Below are 19,498 nucleotides of genomic sequence, written 5' to 3' on the forward strand. Positions count from 1 at the left end.
CTTGAGCCGATCCCGCTCCTTCTGGCTCATCTCGATCCGGTCTCCCTCCATCCGCTCTCCTTCCACCCGAAGGAAAGCGGACATTTCTATCCGCCGAAGACCGGACATTACTATCCGCGTATGACACCGTAGCCAGTTCATGCTTGACTACCCAATGTAGTTCGTGCTATGCTCCTTGTCATAGTGCAGGCAGCACGCACCTCGTGCGCAGTGCGGCAGGTGTCAGGACGGGTGGCAGTTCTGCGTTCAGAGCGTCCGGTACCATCTGGGGTGGTGCTCCCTTCGTGCGTAGTTTGGGGGGATGATGCTGAGAAGTGCAACAACAAGAGTTGCGGGGATCGCCTGGGTTGTTACGTGGCGTTTTTGAACGAGATCAAGATGGACTGTGATACGCGGATGAGTGATTTGGCGGGAGCGTGTGGGGCTACTGATTACGAGAAGACCTGCGGGGAACATTACCACTGCTACTGTGTGGGTCCATTTTGGTTTCGGCCACCGCAATGCAACTGTGATGATGTTGAACCGCACTGGAAGGGCGCGGTCAAACCGCTTACTGCCGGCTGTTGAGGCTATGGGTGAGTGAGTGTGTGGGCTGGGAGTGCGCGAGGGGCAGGCTGTGGCCTGCCCCCTCGTTGCCGAGCGAGGGTTTGAGTGCAGGAGGCACATGACATGCGGATGCACTGGAGGAGCGTGCTGGGGGGAGCTGGGGCCCTTCTGGTGGTGTTGGGGGGGAGTGTCCTGGGTTCGAGTGACTCGCTGGTGGCAAGTGCTGTCGCGGCGTCGAAGTCGTTTGATGAGGCGATGAGGACCGGGGAAGGGGAGTGTACGGTTCGGTTTGAGGGCGTCACCACCCATGGAGCGGACGGCCAAAAACTGTCGGGCTTCGCCCGCTACGTGCGGGTCGTGAATGTGCGCTTTGTGATGGATGACCAGCACATCCGAACAGACATGCGTGATGTGCGGAACGAGGTCAATGGCGTCGATGGAGAGCTCGTCGAGCGTGTGGGGGTTGAGGATGATCGCGTGCGGAAGGAGTATAAGCCTGGAGAGGACTACGCGTACGTGCACGCGAAGACAGACTTTCCGTCCGGGATAGCGACCTTGCGCTGCGATCCACGCGATGCCTTCCTGCCGCAGGGACATAGATTGGCCGATTGGGTTGCCGAGGCAGAAGCGCGTGGGGGTGCGGTTGAGACCGAGGCGAAGGACGAGGTGGTGCGGATCAGATTCAAGGAAGCGGATGGCAGCCAGGAGGCCGTCTTTGATGTGAACGTTCAGAGCGGCGGGATTCTTGCCGAGCGGTACTACCGGGACGGCGTCTTGGGCGAGGACGTCGAGCGTCAGTTCCGCCGAGCCGAGACCGATATGGGAGTTGCCCTGGTCCCCGAGCGCGTGCGGCTGCGCGCCTACAACCCGGATGGGGGCCTTGTCTCTGAGCGCGAGATGGTCTTCGCATCTTTCCATTTCAGGGATCGGGTGTCTCAGGCGGAGTTCACGTGGCGGGGGATGGGGGTGCCGGAACACGCTCGGATCGTTGACCGGACGGCGGGGGATGCCATGTACGTTCTCGGTGGGGAGGCGCACATACAAGACGCCCTGGACACTCTGGTTGCTGGTGCCGCAGAGGAGGAGGCGGGAGGCACGCTCGGCAGTGCAGCAGGGGACGCTGGAGGTCCATCCGTGGGAGTTGCTGAAGGGCCGTCGGATTCAGATGGCCCTGTGGGCAGTGACCCGATGTCGGCCGCGCATTCTGACGGACGCAGGGGAAGCAAGGCGGCGCTGTGGACAGGTTTTGCATGTGCTGCCGTAATCCTCTGCTTGCTCGTCGGGGTGCAACGTTGGCGACGGCATCGCCGAGAGAGGGGGAGATGACAATGGGGCGTTCTGTTGCGGTTGCGGTTTGTTGCGCGATTGTGGTCCTCGGCGCGCAGGAGGCCATTGCGGAGGACGAACCGCGGTTCGACTGGCGAAAGGACTGCGGGCCAATGGCTGCCTACATGGCAGCGAGGTACTTTGAGCACAGTGTCGACTTGAGCGAGTGTGTCGCTGGCTGCACGAGGAATGAGAGGGGAATGGTCGATGCGCTGGAGGTCGTCAGGGTCCTTGAGCGCTTGGGGTTGCACGCAGTCGGTGTGCGGGCAACGCCGAGGCAGCTCATGGATGCGTTGCGGCCCGGGCGAGGCGGGATGATCCATGTGGGTGGAAACCACTTCGCTGTCGCGTGTAACCCCAAGGAAGGCTCCCTTCTGATCCTTGATTCACGCGATGCCCGGCGGGGCTCGCCAAAGCGTATGGATGCCGACACATTGTCCTCGATCTGGGATGGGGTGACCATCATCGTCTCCGGAGGGGAGATCGAGCCCTACCTACCTGCCCCTCGTGCTGCGTCGGAGGCAGATCACGAGCGGGCTAAGTCGGAGCCCCTCCCTGATCGCACTGCAGAGCCATGTTCCGGAATCCAACAGGGGACCAGCGAGATCAGGCTCGAAGCCGTGGGTCCCGACGGCGTCCGCACTCTTGCAGTACCGGTCTCAGCTTGGACACCGTCGAGTACCAGTGGGCCGATGCCGCTCGATGATGGCGCCGTTCAGGACGTCCCGGTCAAGGTTGCACTGCAGGGAGATGGTCCTGTCAGGGACCCGACGTTTTTTGTTCGTGCCGGTTGTAAGGCGGGGCTGGAGCGCGCATTGTGTACGCATCCGTTCGAGGGGCGAGCAACCGAACTGCGCGTATCGCTGCCTCCGGGCGACGATTACTTGGCGGAGGTCACATGGGAGAGCGAAGGCGCCAACGGCCTGAGTTGGTGGTCAACCCTGTACCACCCCTTTGGGCCGGATGTGGACCTGAGTCTCATCGCCCTCACGGGGCGTTGTGCTCTGGCTGGCGGCGTGGGGCACTTGGCAGACACTGGCCCTGATCCCGCGGGAGGCGGCACGCGCGTTCCGATCTACCGGGCGTTTGTCCTTTACGACGTCGGAGAGGGAACAGAGGTATTCACGCGCCACCTCCAGCAGGATCCAGCTGTCAAGGAGCAGTTTGGGTTCGACAACCTACCATCCGGTGACGCGTCGCTTGTGACCGTTGGCGTTGTCCCCGGGGGCAGGCAGAGGTTCGTCTGGCGCAGGCGCGTTCACCTTGCGCCAGGGTCGGTGAGCCGTGCTGATCTGGAATGCCCAAGGCTCGGGGATTGCGCAGTCCGAGGTAGGATCACGGGGGCGAAGCCGCTGGACGGGGCCTGGCAGGCAGTGCTGCTGAGACCTCCGTCTGCAGATCCCGTTCGTTGGGCAGGAATCATCGACATAGTCCTTGATGACGCGATCTCGCTGATTGTGGCGGATCGCCAAGGCAACTACATCTTGCAGGGGCTTATTCCGGGTCAGTACACCCTTACGGCTCTGCAGTTGTTTGGCCGGGCGCCCGGCAGCCCGATCGTCCAGCAGTCCAGTCCCCTGACGCTTGTGGCGGGCGATGAGGCGTCCGTGGACTTCGACTTGGCACGTTCACCTGACTGAGGGATCCGCCTCGGCGCTCAGGTCGCTCTCCAGCGTAGCCCTATCCTCCGGGCGGGCACTGGCGAAGATACGATGAAGAGGATACCCTGTAAATCCATTCACCCCAGCCGGACTCTAACATCCCGGGTGGTCCAGTCAAAGGGGGCAGCTCAGTGGGGCAGATTTGTCGAGTTGCCTGTAGGCCCTGGGGTGCGTTGTCACCTGCGGGAAATGCTGCCGGGATGCGCACTTCTGCGAGTGCTGAACGTACAGTGCGGATCAGGAGGCATGGTATCGCGACCTCACGGGTTCTGAAGAGTGCAGCTGAATCGACAAGCAAGACAGAGTGGAGTGCTCTGGCGCGCCGGCATCTCTAAGCAGAGGTTAGGCCGATGAAGTCACTGGGTGGTGTGGCCGTGGGCTTAGTGAGTTGGGTGACAGTGTGGACACAAGTGGTGGGTGGGTCGGTTCTTGCAGCGCCGGCGACACCGGACGCCTCCGAGCTCTGCGCGCGGATAGCCTATGCTGCTAGCCAGCGTATTGAATCGGGCGTCTTCAAATGCCACTTGGTGAAAGCGTTTGATCCGACCCCGCGGCCGAAGGGGGCAATCGAGCGGGAGGTTGAGGAGTTTGAAGCGCAACTGCGGGCCGACGTGCGGTCAGGGAGGGTGCCTGCGAGTTGGCAGGAGGAGCTCGATGGGCATCGAGCGGGGGCTTCGTGGGAGAACTTCCTGCAAGACCCTCAGGTGCAGCATCTGGTTGAGGCGAAGATAAGGAGGACGGTTCAATCGCAGCGTGACTCTCTCGTTGACTTGTCGAAGACAACGGAAGAGGAGGCTGAGCTAAGATACGTGCTTGGCAAGGACGGTCGGGTTCGCAAGGAGACCACGTACGAGTTCTTCAAGCAGGGTGCCGAGGAAATTCCACAGTTCCGGGGGCGGCTGGACATCGTGGTATTGACACCGGAGCAGAAGCGGACCTTTACCCCCGCGCACAAAGTGGGGACTATTCACCTGGGCTTCGATCAGAATCGGCGGGTTCGGTTATGGGACATGAACTGCAGGACGCCGCTTGCGGGGGGGTGTCCAGCTTCGAGCCTTGCGAAGCCGGAGAACATGGTGTCAGTGTCCGAGGAGGAGACTGGAGAGGGCAATGCGCTGCGGGTAGTGTTCAAAGACTCATTCAGCGAGCCCGGGGTGGGAAACGTACACGTGTTGTGGGTGTTGCCCGACAAAGGGTACAGGCTGCTCCGGGAGGAGGTATACATCCATGGCAAACTGATTATGAAGGAGGAGTGCAGCGGATACATTGAGATTGAGCCGGGGCTGTGGTACCCGATGCGACAGAGGTCGGAGCTTGTTAAGGCCCAACTCCCTGCGGGTATTGAGGCAGCAGTTAAGGCCGGTCGATTGGATCGGGCCTCCGAAGAGGTTTTTGCCGCGCAGACGATCCTTGAGTGCCGTTCCACTGAACGCGTGTTCTCGGTGGTGCAGTGCAACGCTGTGATCCCGGAGGACAGTTTCGCGTTGCCATTTCCCGAGGGTACACGCGTGTACGACTACGTTGCTGGCAGCGAAGAGAAGGCCCTCATATACGTTGTTGGAGAGCGCGAGGAGGCGCCGACAGCCGCTCTGCTTGAGGGGCTCGCGGAGGACACAAGCACTGGCGTTGTGGCGACAAAGGGCCCTGATGACCACAGTAGCCCATTGCCTGCAGTGCCGCGGCGACCGCCAGATGCCAGCAGAGGGGGCACGGGACGAGGATCCGGGTGGTGCGCACCGGCAGGGCTGATTGCGGTGGTTTGCGTGGGTCTCTGTATTGCTGTTATGGTGCATGGAAGGCGCAAGCGCGGAAGGGCACAGAGAGGAGGGGCGGCAGGTGACTGATGGTGTGTGTAAGGAGCGCAGGGGGGGCGGGGGCTACGCACAGCGACTGGCAAGCATCCGGCGTGCGGGAGTGGAGCCAGCGGATTCCCACTGCAAGGGTGCTGCAGACTGGGTGCGTTTCCCGTGCAGGAACCCCAGTCGGATGCTCGCTGGCATGGCGACCGCGCCGCGGGATGCAGAGCGCCGTGTCCTGGCGGAGTTCGAGCAGTTGCCGGTTCCCGCGGATGCCTTCCTCCGCGCGCCGCTTCCTGCCCGCCCTGGGGGGACGGATAGAGATCGTGACTTCGCGCGGAGGTCTGGGCTTCGAGCCAGTCCCCAGACTGCCGTAGGCCGCGCTTCGCGCCGGCCCAGTGGGGCCTGTCGGCTGTGGGGGCCTTCTGCCGTGCAACACCTCCTTGGGTCATGTTAGGCGGAGGCCGTGATCGATGGGGCGGCAGTCGCGCCCTCTGGCCATCCATGCTATACTTGCCCTGGTTCTTGGCGCGCAACCGGTGAGCTTGAGGCGGATGGGCGGCCTTGCCACGGCCAAGTCTCGTGCATTGTGGGTGACCGTCGGTTCATTGCTGGCATGTAGGCGGACGTGATGGGCATTATTAGGACGGGCTGGCCGCAAGTCAGAGGGAACTTGGCCCAGGAACTCCTGGTGGATCCCTATGTGGTCTGGCATGCGCGGGCGACCGATTCTACCGACTTTCTGCTGGTTGGCTCGACGCGGGACTCACGGAACCTCGCGCGTGTCTATCCGAGTGCTCCGAAGCACGACGTCTGGCTCGAGGCCCACGACGAGAGCGCGGCATCCTTGCTGCATGGACTACCTGCACGGCGGAGCTTGTTCTTTCAAGGAGCGACCTCTCTCGGATTGCGCCTGATCCAGGAAGCATTCGTCGGTGCGGCGGACGTGTGTGGTGTCTTCTGCGTTGCTGACCGCAGCCGGTTCCAACCGGTATTCCGGCATGAAGCCCGGAAGCTTGAGCCGCGAGATTGGCAAGCTCTGGAGCGTTGCGATGCGGAGTACGAACCTCCAGGGCCCGGCAATGACTGGGAGCGTGTGTACGGAAGCTACAAGGGCGACGAACTCGCCGGCTACGCGTGGGCTTGGTGCGCCGACGGGATGGCGGAGGTGCACGTGAAGATCCGCCCCGAGCACTGGCGCCAGGGCTACGGCCAGAGCGTGGTGTCAGCGGCGACGGAGGACATGCTCCGAGCGAACGACGTCGTCCTCTATCATGCCACGGGGGAGAACAACCTGGCGAGTCTACGCCTGTGTCTCTCCCTCGGTTTCACACCAATCAGAACAACGTTCGCGTTCACAGGCGTGCGCCGGGCATGACCTCCCAGCCTTGGGGCCTGCCCGCGAGGGAGATGATCCTGACGGGGCGTGGCGAGCCCGGTCCCCCTATCCGACACCGCGATGCACGGCAGATCGCCGGACAGCCAGTTCTGTCGCGCCTGCCAGTCCCCCAGTGCCCCAAGTGGCAGGCCACCCTCCACTACTTGGCAGCGCCAACCGTTCTGGGACGGATGTTGGTGATCAAAGAAACCAGGCGCCCGCCACTCAAGACTCAGCCAATTCCAGGGGCGGGCTCTCCCCGACGCGGTCCGCAACCAGCCCTGCAAGCCCGAGGATAGTAGGGGCAACGTTCGTGACGGTCGCATCTGCCAGCCGGGAGGGCACGTTGCTCAGAATCGCTCCAGGGACTACGGCGGGATCGACAATGTGGTCGCCGCACCAGTGTCTCTCATTGCGCGTCACAACGTCGACGCTCAGGCCGCCGACGGCCGTCTGCCAACCCATGCGATAGCCCGGTGCCATGCCGGGGATGAGGTCCGGCCCCTCGCTGCGGTGCGGGCCGTTGTGGATCTGGTGGCCTCGGTAGGCGACGCGCACAGGCTGGGTGCCAGTTTGGGGATCGCGGTAGGCCTCCAGGCGGGCGGCGATCTCTTCAATCGTCTCTGACTGTTTGGAGGGGTCGACAACGCCGTTCCCCTCGCGACCGCGGAGGTTGATGTACAAACTTGAGAACCCACAGCCATAGGCCACGGTCCGCGACCAGTCAACCAGCCTGTAGAGGGCGGCCTCGTCTTCCGTCTTGCCTGCTCTGGGTTCGGGTAACCGTTCACGGATTTCCTGAGAATCTGCCCTCGCGGTTTGCGTATCCTGCCGCATCATGGCAGACGCAGCGACATCCGAATGCCCCAACTGCAGGCGGCTCGAAGCCCTTCTGGTCGCTCTGGAAGCACGCGTGACGGAGTTGGAGGCGCACAACGCCGCGCTTGAGTCCGAGATTGCCCGGCTGCGCAAGGACTCCTCCAACTCGCACAAACCGCCGTCCAGCGATATCGTCAAGCCGCCGGCGGCCAGGCGGCGGCGCGGCAAGAAACGCCGCATCGGTGGCCAGCCGGGCCATCCGCGACACGAGCGGACGCCCTTTCCGCCCGACCAGATCGACCAGACGCGCCAGTATCGGCTCGAGTGCTGCCCCGACTGCGGAGGGCCACTCGAAGAGGTACGGCGAGCGGCTTCTGGATCGCCTGCGCGTTCTGTTCGGGATCATCCACCGGCGGCCGAGCATGGCGCCGGACCGGTTCGCGTGCGCCCTGGAGACCCAACGGAAGCTGATCGTGCACGTGGCCACGCATCCGCCGTGGGGGAAGGAGGCGCGCAACATGGCCGAGCGGTTCCGTCGACACGGCAAGGCCCACTTCCGTTTCATCACGACGCCGGGCGTGGAGCCGACGAACGACCTTGCGGAGCAGGCGCTGCGGTTTGTGGTGATCGACCGGCGGATGACGCAGGGCACGCGGGGGGAGGCCGGACGGCAGTGGTGCGAGCAGTTCTGGACGGTGCGTGCCACCTGCGCCCAGCAGGGCCGCTCTGTCTTCGATTCTCTTCACGCTGCCGTCACCGCCCATTTCGCGGGCCAGCCGGCGCCGTCGCTTCTGCCGGCTTGACCGGGAGACCCGTGAACGGTTACGACATTTCTATCTGCCGTGTATAGTGGACATTTCTATCTGCGGTTGACACGCTCTGGAAGCCGGAGACCTGGACCTGTACGCCGAATACACCGGGACGGGACTGGTCAACATCCTCCGGCGCCAGGTGGTGACGGATCCCGACGAGGTGTACGGGATCGTCGCCAGGTCCTTCCGGGAGCAGTATGGCCTGACTTGGCTGCAGCCGTTCGGCTTCAACAACACCTACACGCTGACGATGCGCCGGGAGCAGGCCGAGGCGCTTGGCATACGGACCATCTCCGACCTGGCCGACTACGTCCGCACAACGGCGCAGTAGGGCCGGCGCAGAACGTGCAGGTATGTGCGGGCACTGGCATTGCGCGAGGCCATGGGCTATCCTCGCTGGTCGCTGCCGGTCTTCGCCTGCACGGCTTTCGGAGGTGCGGCCCGCACCATGACGCCCGAAGTCTCCATCAGGATCCCGGACTGGCTGGACGCCCACCTGCGGACGCTGGATGCCGTCCACCCGGAGGGGGACGAGCGGATGCGGCTGGTGATCGAACTCTCCCGACTGAACGTCCGCCACGGCACCGGCGGCCCGTTCGGCGCGGCGGTCTTTGCCCGGGACAGCGGCCGACTGCTGGCGGCCGGCGTGAACTGCGTGGAGACGTCCGGCCGCTCGGTCGCGCACGCGGAGGTCGTTGCCATCCTGGCGGCTCAGGCCCGGCTGGGCACATACGATCTGGGAGGCCCCGGCCGGCCCGAGTACGAGCTGGTCAGCAGCGCCGAGCCCTGCGCGATGTGCCTGGGGGCCGTCTGCTGGTCGGGCGTGCGAAGGCTCGTCTGCGGCGCCCGCGACGAGGATGTCCGCAGAATCGGGTTCGACGAGGGGCCGAAACCGGCCGACTGGACAGCGGCGTTCGAGGCCCGGGGCATCCGCGTGGTGCGCGACGTCCTGCGGGACGAAGCCGTCTCGGTGCTCCGCCTCTACCAGGCGGCCGGCGGCGTGGTCTACAACGCACGGCAGGGGAGCGGGCGCTGACCTGCCGGCCCTGTTGTCGCGCCCGTCAACGCCGCCCGCCGCGTCGGGACGATGCACGGCGGGAACCGCCGCCCCTCCCCGCATCCTCCACCGCCGTGCGCATGCCTCCATCGTCCCGCCGCCGTGCCTGGGCCCGCGGCTGCTCCGTCCGGGGCTCCCGGACCGCCGGTCGCATGTGCGGACGCGGGCGGCTGTCGCGCAGCTCGGCGGCGGGCTCGGGTCGTTCGGGCATTCGCCGGGCCGGCCGCTCGGCACGGGGCTCGACACGGCGCACCTCAACGCGCGCCTCCGGGCGCCGCTCGCGGGGCTCAGGCCGGGGACGAACGATCTGCCGGGCTGCGCCCGCCGGAGCGGCTGGCGGATCGTCCGACCTCCGTCGCGCCGGCGGAGGGGCCCGGCGCGTCAGATCCTCCGCGCGACGGGCGCGGCCCGCCTCGAGGCGAGCCGGCCGGCCCCTGTCGTCGGCCCCCTCCCGCGACCCGGCGGGGCGGGCCGTCGGGGGCAGCGGCCGGTCATCGCGAGCCGCAAGGGTCGTCGCCGGCCGCGCGTGCGGCCGTCCGTGCGAGAGGGAGGCCGTCGACGGGCCGTGCACGCGGCCGGGCGGCATGCCGGGGCGGTCGCCCAGGTGAGCCACCCGCTTCCGGGCATCCGCCAGCCCGCGTGTGACGGCCGGACGGCCGGACCAACCCGAGGCGGCGACCACGGCATGGGAGCGACGGTCCAGGCGCCGGCGCACGTGCGGGTCGGCATGCCGTCCCGGCGCGGGCCGGCCACGATGACCTGCCGGATGGCCGATGCCCTTGACCGTTCGGATATCCTTCACGACGCGGCCGCGGTCCACCATGATCGCCTTGTCGCAGATCGACGTCCTGCGCGAGACGATCGCGAAGCCGAGCCGGGCGTCGAAGCAGTCGAAGGACGCGTAGTGCCAGAATCCGATGGACACGCCGGACGGACATCCGACCGACAGGCTCACCCCGAGGCCCAGCGGCGGGCAGCACACGACGGGGCGATGGTACCAGTCGATGGGCGCCCAGAGGAGGCCGTCCGTGCAGGCCACCCACTGGACGTGTGCGGGGCGCCACCGCCAGCTCGGCCGCCACAGCCAGCCGTGGTTGACGGAGAAGCTCCAGAAACCGTACCGGGAGGTGACATACTCGAACGAGCACTGCGGCACCCAGTACCAGCCCACGGGTTCGTAGTGCCGCCAGACGCCCTGGTAGTACGGCCTCCAGGTCGCCGTCGGGGCCGGCTTCCAGTAGGTGATCCCTTCGAGCGCCACCCACTCGCCGCTGCGGCCCAGTTCATAGGCCCCCACGGCGTAGTGCGGCACGGTGTCCGGCAGATGCACGCCGGCCACCACGGCGTCGCGCTGCAGGTGCCACTGCGCCAGCCTGTCGGCAAGCACCCCGGTCATCGGTTCCAGTCCCGTGAACGCCCCCTCAGGGCTGACGCGCAGCCGGAACCTCTCCTGCATCTCGGCGGTCGCCTCGCCGCTGCTCAGCACCTCGACTTTGCCGGAGAGGGCGCAGACCGTGACCCCGCCGTCCGGGGCGACGTCGATGCGCGCCAGGGCCGAGTCGGCCATGGCGAGGGCGCAGGCCGGCGTTTCCACGGAAACGACCCGGCCGGGCACCGGACCCGCGGCGACGTAGAGCGATCCCTCCCAGAGCCGGTAGCGGTGTTCGGTGATGGAGAGCACGTCGAGCCCGGACGACTCGCCGAGGCGCAGGAAGACCCGCTCCGGCATCTCGAGTTCGGCCAGGGAATCCTCCTCCGTCAGCATCGTGTCGTCGGCAGCGACCAGCTCGTTCAACTCGGCCTGCGACCAGTCGTCCTGCTGTCGCCCCCAGGTCAACAGCCCTCCCTCGAGCGCGCTGACGCGCCCGAAGGCCCGCACGCCGTCCTGCTCGACCGCCGCGACGGCCGGGAGCAACACCGCTGCGACCAGGGCTGCACAGGCAATCGTCGGGAACCAACGTGAACGTCCCATGGCCACCCCTTTCCGCCCAAATTCGGTATCAGGTCTTTATGTCCATTATAGGCGTTTGGGCACCGATAACAATACCGTGAAATGCCGTGCGCATCGCGGGCAGGCCGCGTGGGCGTCGCCCGGGGCGTCGGTCGGGCACTGTGTGCGGCCGGGGACGGCCGCGCTGCCCATCCGGGGGCGCCTCACGCGACGAACTGCCTCAGGAAGGCCGCGCTCTGGCGGAGGGATGCCTTGCGGCGCTCGAGGGACCCCTCGAACGCTCGGTCCTCGACTTCGACGCACACGGCACCCCGGTAGCCGGTGTCGGTGAGGGCCCCGAAGAACCGGCCCCAGTTCACGTCGCCCAGCCCGGGGAGCTTCGGCGTGTGGTACTGCAGGGGGTGGGCCAGAATGCCCACCTCGTTCAGGCGCTCGCGGTCCACGCGGGCGTCCTTCGCGTGCACGTGCACGATCCGGTCGGCAAACTCGCGCACGGCGCGCGCGTCGTCGATCTGCTGCCACACCAGGTGCGACGGGTCCAGGTTCAGGCCGAGGTTCGGGCTGGGGAGTTCCCTGAACATGCGCCGCCAGACGGCGGGGCTGTGGGCCATGTTCTTGCCGCCCGGCCACTCGTCGCCGGTGAAGAACATCGGGCAGTTCTCAATGCCGATGCGCACGCCGCGCGCCTCGGCCTCGCGGACGATGGGTGGCCAGCGCTTCAGGAACACGGACCAGTTGTCGTCGATCGATCTCGTGTGGTCGCGTCCGATGAAGGTGTTGACCACGCCGACCTCGAGGCGTTCGGCCGCGCGGAGGGCCTTCTTGAGGTGGCTGATGTAGACGCGCGCCTCCCGTCCGTCCGCAGCCAGCGGGTTCGGGTAGTAGCCCAGTCCGCTGATCGCAACCCCCGCGTCATCCAGGAGTTGCCGAATCCGGCGCGCCCCGGCGGCCGTCAGGCCGGCGACGTCCACGTGGGTGACGCCCGCGTAGCGGCGCTCGGCCCGGCCGGCCGGCCAGCACATCACCTCCACGCAGTCGAACCCCTCCTCGGCAGCGAAGCGGACGACCGACTCCAACTCCAGATCCGGCAATATGGCACTGACGAAACCGAGCTTCATGCCGATCCCTCCTCGAACGCAGGACGCCGGCCATCCCTGTGACCACCGGGTGCCCCATTCTACCGCCCGGCGGTCGCGCATCCAAGCCGGCAGTGGATGCCGGGATGTCCGCGGCCATTCGATTCGGCCGTCGGGAGCCGTTATATTGGGATGGAGGTCATGCTCCTCGATGTTCATGGGGTGGGATCATGTGGGTCAGACGCTGCGGTCCGATGGTGGTGTGCCTGCTCCTGGGCGTTCTGTGCGCTTCGGCGCCTTCCTGTGGCCGTTCGGATGAGCCGGAGCCGCGTGCTCGCAAGGGCGCGCCCCGTGCCGACGCCACGACGGAGGCCACTCCGACCCCCTACGACACGGGGGAGTTCGAGCAGCTCGCCGCCGACCGGACCATCATCCTGCACTGCGGCAATTCGATGCGTCCGGCGGCCGAGGTGCTGGCGGCGGCCTTTCAGAAGACGCACGGCATCGGCGTTCAGTTCAACTTCGGCGGGTCATCCGAGCTGATCGCCAGCCTGGAGCTGGGTCAGAAGGGCGACCTCTACATGCCCCACGACCCGTATGCGAGCATGCTCGACGAGAAGGGCCTGCTGGAGCGCTACGAGGTCGTCGGCTACCTGGAGCCGGTCATCGTCGTGCCGCCGGGCAATCCGGACGGCATCCGCTCCCTGCGCGACCTGGCCACGCGGCCGTTGAAGGTCGGCCTGCCCGACGCCCGCTACGCCACCTCCGGCAAGCTGGCCATGGCGGCGTTCGAGCAGATGGGCCTGGCCGAGCAGGTGCGGGCCAATATCGGCATGGAGGGCCGGAGCAACAACGACGTCGCCGTGGCGGTGGTGCACGGCCACGTGCAGGCCGGCATGGTCTGGAACTTCCTCGCCCGCTACTACGAGGGCCGGTTGGAGGCGGTGGCGCCCGGGGTGGAGTTCCCCGAGACCCGCGTGACCCTGTGCCTGCTGAAGAGCGCCCAGGACCGCGAGGCGGCCGAGATGTTCATGCGGTTCGCCTCGTCCGAAAGGGCCAAGCAGGTCTTCCGCGACATGGGCTATCTGAAGAGCCCACGGTAGGACGGATCCCCCGCGCCCGGGGACGGAGGCATCCCTGCCATGAACGGCGTCGCACGGCCCATTCTGACCATCGCGCTGGCCGTCATGGTGTCCGGCACGGGCGCCGGCCGGGCCGAGGCCTGCGTCACACCGGTATTCCAGTTCGCCCTGGAGAACTGGACGCCGTGCAACCTCGACGTGGCCGTCGTTCATCGGGACAAGCTGTCTGCGGACCAGGAGGCGGCCGCGAACCTGCTCCGCCGAGCGGCGCACGGGGACGGGAGCGCCGCGAACGTCGACGTGCGGCTCGTGCGCGCGGGCAAGGACGGCGACTCGGGCGCACCTCTGCCCAGGATCGAGCTGCGCCTTGCCGGTGCGCGGCAGCCTGCCGCTCCCGTCTGGACGGGTGAACTGACGTCCGCCGGCGCGCAAGCCGTCCTGGATTCGCCCGCGCGCCGCGAGATCGGCCGGCTGCTGCTCGGGCGCAGATCCGCGGTCTGGGTCCTGCTGGAGGGCGGCGACCGCCGCCAGGACGAACGGGCGGCCGAGACACTGGAGCGGATGCTGCCGCGACTGGAGGCGACGCTCCAGCTTCCGGATCCGACGGCCTGGGAGGCCGCCGCCGGAACCGTCGCCTCGACGATCGACTTCGCCATGGTGCGCGTGCGCCGGGACGACCCGGCCGAGGCCGTGCTGGTCGGCATGCTGCTCGGCACGGAGCATGACCTGACGGACTTCGAGCGCACGCCCATCGTCTTTCCCGTGTACGGACGGGGGCGGGTCCTCTACGCGCTGGTGGGGCCGGGCATCAACGACCGCACGGTCACGCGGGCCGGCGAGTTCCTGGTCGGGCCCTGCTCGTGCATCGTCAAGGCCGACCATCCGGGCGCGGACCTGCTGCTGTCCGTCGACTGGGCAGCGGAGGTGGTGCCCCTCGGGCGGCCGGATGCGATTGCGCCCGCCGGCCTGAGCACCTTCCTGGACCGCCAGGCCCGCGCGGCGCGCCTGCTCTCCGAGGACGGCGGACACGGGGGGGACCCGCAATGACCCTCTGGGGCCTGGTCGTCAGGGAAGCCCGGTTCCGTCTGGGAGGCTTCTGCATCGGGCTTGTCTCGGTCGTGGCGGCGATCGCGTGCCTGACGGGCGCCGTGACGCTGCTGCACGCTCACGACATCCGTTCGGACCGCGTCCTGATCGAACGCGAGAAAGCGACGCGCGAGGAGATGGCGCGCATGGAGGACGACTACCGTCTGATCATGCGCGACCTCGGCCACAACGTCCTGATCATCCACCGGGATCAGGACCTGGCCGCCCTCGTGGCCGCCGGCTACCCCGAAGTCACCATGCCCGAGGAGTATGTGCACCGCCTGGCCGACCGGGGTATCGCGACGCTCAACCACCTGCTGCCCGTGCTCCAGAAGCGGACCGTCTGGCCGGAGCACGGCGTGGAGATCCTCCTGAGCGGCACGCCGGGCCAGACGCCCAACCGCGCCAAGAAGGGGTTCCTGACGGCCGACGGCACGGCCTACCGCGACCCGATCGTCGCAACGATCCCGCACGGTGCGGTGCGGCTCGGCAACGGGGTGGCCCGGCGGCTGGGGCTGCATGAGGGGGACAGGGTGGTCCTGATGGGGGAGGAGTTCGTCGTCGACCGCGTCCTGCCGGGCGAGGGGAACGTGGACGACATCGCCGTGTGGTGCTCCCTGGAGAAGGTGCAGCAGTGGCTGGGGCTGGAGGGGCGCATCAACGGCATCCTGGGTCTGGAGTGCATCTGCGAGGTCGACCGGCTCGGGGAGGTGGCGCGCGAGGTCGGGGCGATCCTGCCGGACGTGACCGTTCTGGAGTTCAGTTCGCGCGTGAGAGCCCGTGCACAGGCGCGCGGGAGGGCCGGGGAGGCCCACCGCACGGCGATCGCGGCCGAGATGGAGCATCAGCGCCGGATGCGGCGGGAGAGGGAGCTGTTCGCCGCTGTGCTGGTGCCGGTGGCCCTGACGGCGGCGGGGCTGTGGGTCTTCTTCCTGGTGCTGGGCAACGTGCGCGAGCGGCGGACGGAGATCGGCGTCCTGCGCGCCCTGGGCGTGCGGCAGGCGACGATCATGGGCGTCTTCCTGCTCAAGGCCGTGGCCATGGGCGCGCTCGGCGCGGTGCTCGGCTACGTCGTGGGAGTCGTGGGCGGGGCCCTGTGGGGAGGTGTGGGGCCGACCACGGCGGACTTCTTCGGGTCCTTCCGCCTCCGGCTGTTCCTGGCTGCCGTTCTGGTGGCCCCGGCGCTGTGCGCCGCCGCGGCCTGGCTGCCGGCGATGCGCGCGGCCCGCCAGGACCCGGCCGAGGTGCTCAGGGACCGCTGAGCGGCGATGGAAGGGGAGGAGGCGATCGTGTCCGCAACGCTTCAGATCGACGGCGTCGGCAAGACCTACCGCCGGCCGGACACGGTCCAGGCGCTTTGCGACGTCTCCCTCCGGGTGGAGCCGGGCCGCTTCCACGTGGTCCAGGGGCCGAGCGGCAGCGGCAAGACCACGCTGCTGCTGGCCGCCGGCGGGCTGCTGGCGCCGGATGCGGGCGTCGTGCGCGTGGACGGGCAGGACCTCTACGCGTTGTCGGCCGAGCACCGGGCACGCTTCCGCGCGGAGCACATCGGCTACGTGTTCCAGCAGTTCCACCTGATCCCCTATCTGAGCGTTCTGGACAACGTGCTGGCCGCCTGCCTGGCCCTGCGCAGGCCCGGCGCCCGTGAACGGGCCGGGCAACTGATTGCCGAACTGGGCCTGGCCGGCCGCGCCCGGCACTTCCCGTCCGAACTGAGCACGGGGGAGCGCCAGCGGACGGCTCTGGCGCGCGCGCTGCTGAATGACCCCCGGCTGATCCTGGCCGACGAACCGACCGGCAACCTGGACCGCCGCAGCGCCCAGGTCGTGCTGGCGCATCTGCGGGACTTCGCCCGCCGGGGCGGCGCCGTCCTCATGGCCACCCATCAGAGCGACGTCCCGGCGGACGAGGTGCTGCACCTGGACGGCGGAACGCCCGCCGGCGGCCCGGAGACCGCGCGCCGTGCCCCCGATCCGCCCTGCGAGGACACCCGATGAACGAGCCAGGCCGGGCCCTGTGGAGGATCGCGCTGCCGGCCCTGACGGCGGTCGCGCTGGTGACCGGGCTCCTGCTGGTCTTCCGTTCCCTCGCGCCGGCAGAGGACGGCCCGCGGAGCCTTCTGGTCTGCTGCGGCGCCGGGCTGCGCCCGCCCGTGCAGGAGGCGATCGAGTTTTTCGAGCGCCGTTCGGGCGTCCGCGTCGAGGCCGACTACGGAGCCGCCAACCTGCTCCTGGGCCGGATCAAGCTCTCCGGCCGCGGCGACGTGTTCGTGCCGGGCGACGCCTTCTACGTGGCCGAAGCCCGCCGCGAGGGGATCGTGGTCGAGGAGCGCCCTGTGGCGTCGTTCGAACCCGTCATCATGGTCGCCCGGGGGAACCCGAAGGGCGTCCGCGAGGTGGCGGACCTGGCCGCGCCGGGCCTGCGGGTGGGCCTGGTGGACGAGCGGACCGCCGCCATGGGCCGCATCACGCCGGAGTTGCTTCGCAGGAACGCCGTCCCGCAGGACGATGTCCGCCGGAACACGGTTCTCGACACCGTCACGGTGACGGAACTGGCCCAGGCGGTCGCACTCGGGCACGTGGACGCCGGCCTGGTGTGGCGGCCGGTCGCCCTGCAGTATCCGGACGCCGCCGAGATCGTCGAGATCCCGCCCGACCGGAACGTGCGCTCCCCGGTCTCGGCCGCCACTCTGACGACGGCGGCGCACCCGGATGCCGCCAGCGCGTTCGTCGCGTTTCTGGCCGGGCCGATGGGGCGCGAGTGCTTCCGGCGACATCGGTACGCGCCCCCACAGGAACACGAGCCGCGGCAGGCGTCCCTGCCGGCTGACTGAGCAACGCGGAGTCGGCGCCATGTCCTCCCACTCGAACAGAAGGCCGCACAACCACACGGCGGACAGCCGCCGAACCGCCCCGGCAGGGGGGCCGCGTCTTCTGCGTCTCGTCGCGGGAGCGCTTCTTGTGGCCTACACGGGGTTCATTGCCGTGCTGCTGGTGGTCAGCCTGCTGTACGTGCGTCCCGCCGACTTCGCCGCCGTGATCCGCAGCGCGGACGTCCGGCACGCGGCCTGGCTGACCACGTGGACGTCCCTGTTGAGCGCGTTGCTGGCGCTGGGGTTCGCCTTGCCGGTCGGCTACGCACTGAGTCGCTTCCGGCTGCCCGGTCGGGCGGTGCTCGACACGCTGGTGGACGTGCCGATCATCCTGCCGCACCTCGTGGTGGGCGTGGCGCTGCTGATCTTCTTCCGCACGGCGCTCGGGCGTGCCATCCAGGGCCTGGGCCTCGCGTTCGTGTATGCCCCGGAGGGAATCGTGCTCGCCCAGTTCGTCTGCGTCTCGCCGTATGCCGTCCGCACGGTGAAGGCCGCCCTGGACGCGGTGGACCCGCGCATCGAGGACGTGGCGCGCACGCTCGGATGGCCGGCGCACCAGGTGTTCCTGCGGGTGACGCTTCCGATGATCCGCAACGGCATCGTGGCGGGCGGCGTCATCGCGTGGGCGCTGGCCATGGGCCTGTACGGCCCTCTCATGGTCTTCGCGGGGACCACGCGCAGTCGCACCGAGGTCATGGCGACGTCGGTGTACCTGGAGCTTTCGGTCGGCCGCATCGGCCCGGCATTGGCCATCGCGATCCTCCTGGTGCTCTTCACGATGGCCTGCCTCCTTGTGTTCAAGCGGCTGGCCGGGAGGACGGGCTCGCTGTGGTGAGACGACCCGCGATGAACGGAAGGGGAGGGACCGGCCCGCCGGCGCCATGCTTCGTGTAGAGCACATCGGGCTGCATCTGGGGAGCTTCGCGCTCAAGGACGTCTCGTTCGAGGTCCGGCGGGGGCAGCGCTTCGTCCTGCTCGGGCCGACCGGCTGCGGCAAGACGCTGCTGGCGGAGATCGTCTGCGGCCTGCGGGCGCTCGATGCCGGGTGTGTGCGGCTGAACGGGCGGGACATCACGCGCCGGGACCCCGCACGCAGGAACATCGGCTACGTGCCCCAGGACTACGCCCTGTTGCCGTTCAAGACCGTCGAGTGCAACGTGGCCTTCGGTCTGGAGGCGCGCCGACTGGCCCGCGCGGAGGTCGCCCGCCGGGTCGGCGAGATGCTCGAACTGCTCGGCATCTCCCGCCTGGCCGCCCGTCTTCCCAGACACCTCTCGGGCGGCGAGCGGCAGCGCGTCACCCTGGCCCGCGCGCTGGTCATCCGGCCCGATCTGCTGGTCCTGGACGAGCCCCTCAGCGCCCTGGACGAGGGCAGCGGCGAGGAGACGATCGCGCTCCTGCGCACGCTGCAGGCGGAACTGAACACGACCACGCTCCACATCTGCCACCGGCTGGAGGAGGCATTCGCTCTGGCCGACACCATGGGGCTGATGCGCGACGGCGCGCTCGAACAGGTCGCCCCGCCGCCGGAGCTGCTCAGCCGCCCCCGCAGCCGCTTCGTGGCGCAGTTCCTGCGCCTGTCCAATCTGGTCGAGGGCGAGGTGCGTGACCTGCCTGAGGGCCGGGCGTTCTGCGTGGACGGCGCGGTCTGGACGCGGACGGACCGCCCCGGCGGCCCCGCGCGGGCCGTCGTCCCGCTCGATGCCCTCTCGCTGTCGCTGACCAGGCCGCCGGACGATCCGCGTCAGGTCGTCGTTGCCGACGTGATCGCCGAGAACCGGCCGTGCGCCCTCCGTCCGTTCGTGCGCCTGGGCGGGCGCCTGCGGCTGACCGTCCCCGGCGCGTTCCCGGCAGGGGCGTGGACGGAGGGACGGACGGCGTATCTGGCCGTGCCGCGTGACCGGCTGCACGTCGTGCCCGAGGGGCCCGCGGAACCGCCGGAGCGCACCGGTGGACCGGGGGGAGACGATCTGGTAGGGTGAGCCCGAGGGCCGGGTGGACCGGCCGGTCGGGTGCCGAGACCCGGAGCAGGAGAC

The 19,498-nt window shown here is 68.2% G+C and carries 17 protein-coding genes; 14 read left to right on the plus strand and 3 right to left on the minus strand.

The annotated features are described in order from the left end of the window. The first annotated feature begins 669 nt into the window (after window positions 1-669). From GXY85_00410 to GXY85_00425, 4 genes are all read left to right on the plus strand, one after another. The gene (locus GXY85_00410) at window positions 670-1,872 is read left to right on the plus strand and encodes a hypothetical protein (GenBank protein NLW49291.1); all 1,203 of its coding nucleotides are present in this window, start codon (window positions 670-672) and stop codon (window positions 1,870-1,872) included. Between the two features lie 113 nt (window positions 1,873-1,985). After that, window positions 1,986-3,512, plus strand: coding sequence for a hypothetical protein (locus GXY85_00415; GenBank protein ID NLW49292.1), 1,527 nt, complete (start codon window positions 1,986-1,988; stop codon window positions 3,510-3,512). A gap of 371 nt (window positions 3,513-3,883) precedes the next feature. Next, window positions 3,884-5,377 carry a hypothetical protein gene (locus GXY85_00420; protein NLW49293.1) on the plus strand — a complete coding sequence of 498 codons (1,494 nt, stop codon included), beginning with the start codon at window positions 3,884-3,886 and terminating at the stop codon, window positions 5,375-5,377. Between the two features lie 625 nt (window positions 5,378-6,002). Continuing rightward, on the plus strand, window positions 6,003-6,707 hold the full coding sequence (locus GXY85_00425; GenBank protein ID NLW49294.1) for a GNAT family N-acetyltransferase: 705 nt from the start codon (window positions 6,003-6,005) through the stop codon (window positions 6,705-6,707). 225 nt (window positions 6,708-6,932) lie between these two features. On the opposite strand, the gene GXY85_00430 is transcribed toward GXY85_00425, so the two are convergent. Further along, complete coding sequence (locus GXY85_00430) at window positions 6,933-7,547, minus strand: hypothetical protein (protein ID NLW49295.1); 615 nt, start codon at window positions 7,545-7,547, stop codon at window positions 6,933-6,935. 401 nt (window positions 7,548-7,948) lie between these two features. Between GXY85_00430 and GXY85_00435 the strand changes: the two genes are divergently transcribed. The 3 genes from GXY85_00435 to GXY85_00445 all read left to right on the plus strand — a co-directional run bounded on the left by GXY85_00435 (window position 7,949) and on the right by GXY85_00445 (window position 9,374). Further along, on the plus strand, window positions 7,949-8,329 hold the full coding sequence (locus tag GXY85_00435) for a transposase (GenBank protein ID NLW49296.1): 381 nt from the start codon (window positions 7,949-7,951) through the stop codon (window positions 8,327-8,329). A 76-nt stretch (window positions 8,330-8,405) separates the two neighbouring features. Next, window positions 8,406-8,669: a hypothetical protein gene (locus GXY85_00440; protein ID NLW49297.1), complete on the plus strand. Its 264-nt coding sequence runs from the start codon at window positions 8,406-8,408 to the stop codon at window positions 8,667-8,669. Window positions 8,670-8,786: 117 nt separating this feature from the next. Next, window positions 8,787-9,374, plus strand: coding sequence for a nucleoside deaminase (locus GXY85_00445; GenBank protein NLW49298.1), 588 nt, complete (start codon window positions 8,787-8,789; stop codon window positions 9,372-9,374). Between the two features lie 25 nt (window positions 9,375-9,399). On the opposite strand, the gene GXY85_00450 is transcribed toward GXY85_00445, so the two are convergent. Together GXY85_00450 and GXY85_00455 are read right to left on the minus strand one after the other, a co-directional pair. After that, window positions 9,400-11,367 carry a hypothetical protein gene (locus GXY85_00450; protein NLW49299.1) on the minus strand — a complete coding sequence of 656 codons (1,968 nt, stop codon included), beginning with the start codon at window positions 11,365-11,367 and terminating at the stop codon, window positions 9,400-9,402. A 182-nt stretch (window positions 11,368-11,549) separates the two neighbouring features. Next, complete coding sequence (locus tag GXY85_00455) at window positions 11,550-12,464, minus strand: sugar phosphate isomerase/epimerase (protein NLW49300.1); 915 nt, start codon at window positions 12,462-12,464, stop codon at window positions 11,550-11,552. Between the two features lie 188 nt (window positions 12,465-12,652). On the opposite strand from GXY85_00455, the gene GXY85_00460 reads away from it, so the two are divergent. The 7 genes from GXY85_00460 to GXY85_00490 all read left to right on the plus strand — a co-directional run bounded on the left by GXY85_00460 (window position 12,653) and on the right by GXY85_00490 (window position 19,444). After that, window positions 12,653-13,525 carry a solute-binding protein gene (locus tag GXY85_00460; GenBank protein ID NLW49301.1) on the plus strand — a complete coding sequence of 291 codons (873 nt, stop codon included), beginning with the start codon at window positions 12,653-12,655 and terminating at the stop codon, window positions 13,523-13,525. A 39-nt stretch (window positions 13,526-13,564) separates the two neighbouring features. Further along, window positions 13,565-14,551, plus strand: coding sequence for a hypothetical protein (locus GXY85_00465; GenBank protein ID NLW49302.1), 987 nt, complete (start codon window positions 13,565-13,567; stop codon window positions 14,549-14,551). Further along, the gene (locus tag GXY85_00470; GenBank protein ID NLW49303.1) at window positions 14,548-15,852 is read left to right on the plus strand and encodes an ABC transporter permease; all 1,305 of its coding nucleotides are present in this window, start codon (window positions 14,548-14,550) and stop codon (window positions 15,850-15,852) included. The genes GXY85_00465 and GXY85_00470 overlap by 4 nt, the downstream gene beginning before the upstream one ends. A 6-nt stretch (window positions 15,853-15,858) precedes the next feature. After that, window positions 15,859-16,587, plus strand: coding sequence for an ABC transporter ATP-binding protein (locus GXY85_00475; GenBank protein NLW49304.1), 729 nt, complete (start codon window positions 15,859-15,861; stop codon window positions 16,585-16,587). After that, window positions 16,584-17,423, plus strand: a complete 840-nt coding sequence (locus GXY85_00480; GenBank protein ID NLW49305.1) for a solute-binding protein — start codon at window positions 16,584-16,586, stop codon at window positions 17,421-17,423. Before GXY85_00475 ends, GXY85_00480 begins: the two co-directional genes overlap by 4 nt. A 127-nt stretch (window positions 17,424-17,550) precedes the next feature. Continuing rightward, window positions 17,551-18,297 (plus strand): ABC transporter permease, encoded by a 747-nt coding sequence (locus tag GXY85_00485; GenBank protein ID NLW49306.1) that lies wholly within the window; start codon window positions 17,551-17,553, stop codon window positions 18,295-18,297. A gap of 46 nt (window positions 18,298-18,343) precedes the next feature. Beyond that, window positions 18,344-19,444 carry an ABC transporter ATP-binding protein gene (locus GXY85_00490; GenBank protein NLW49307.1) on the plus strand — a complete coding sequence of 367 codons (1,101 nt, stop codon included), beginning with the start codon at window positions 18,344-18,346 and terminating at the stop codon, window positions 19,442-19,444. Window positions 19,445-19,498 lie beyond the last annotated feature (54 nt).

The sequence above is a fragment of the Candidatus Brocadiaceae bacterium genome (genome assembly GCA_012728835.1).
In the GTDB taxonomy this organism is placed as follows: domain Bacteria; phylum Planctomycetota; class Brocadiia; order SM23-32; family SM23-32; genus JAAYEJ01.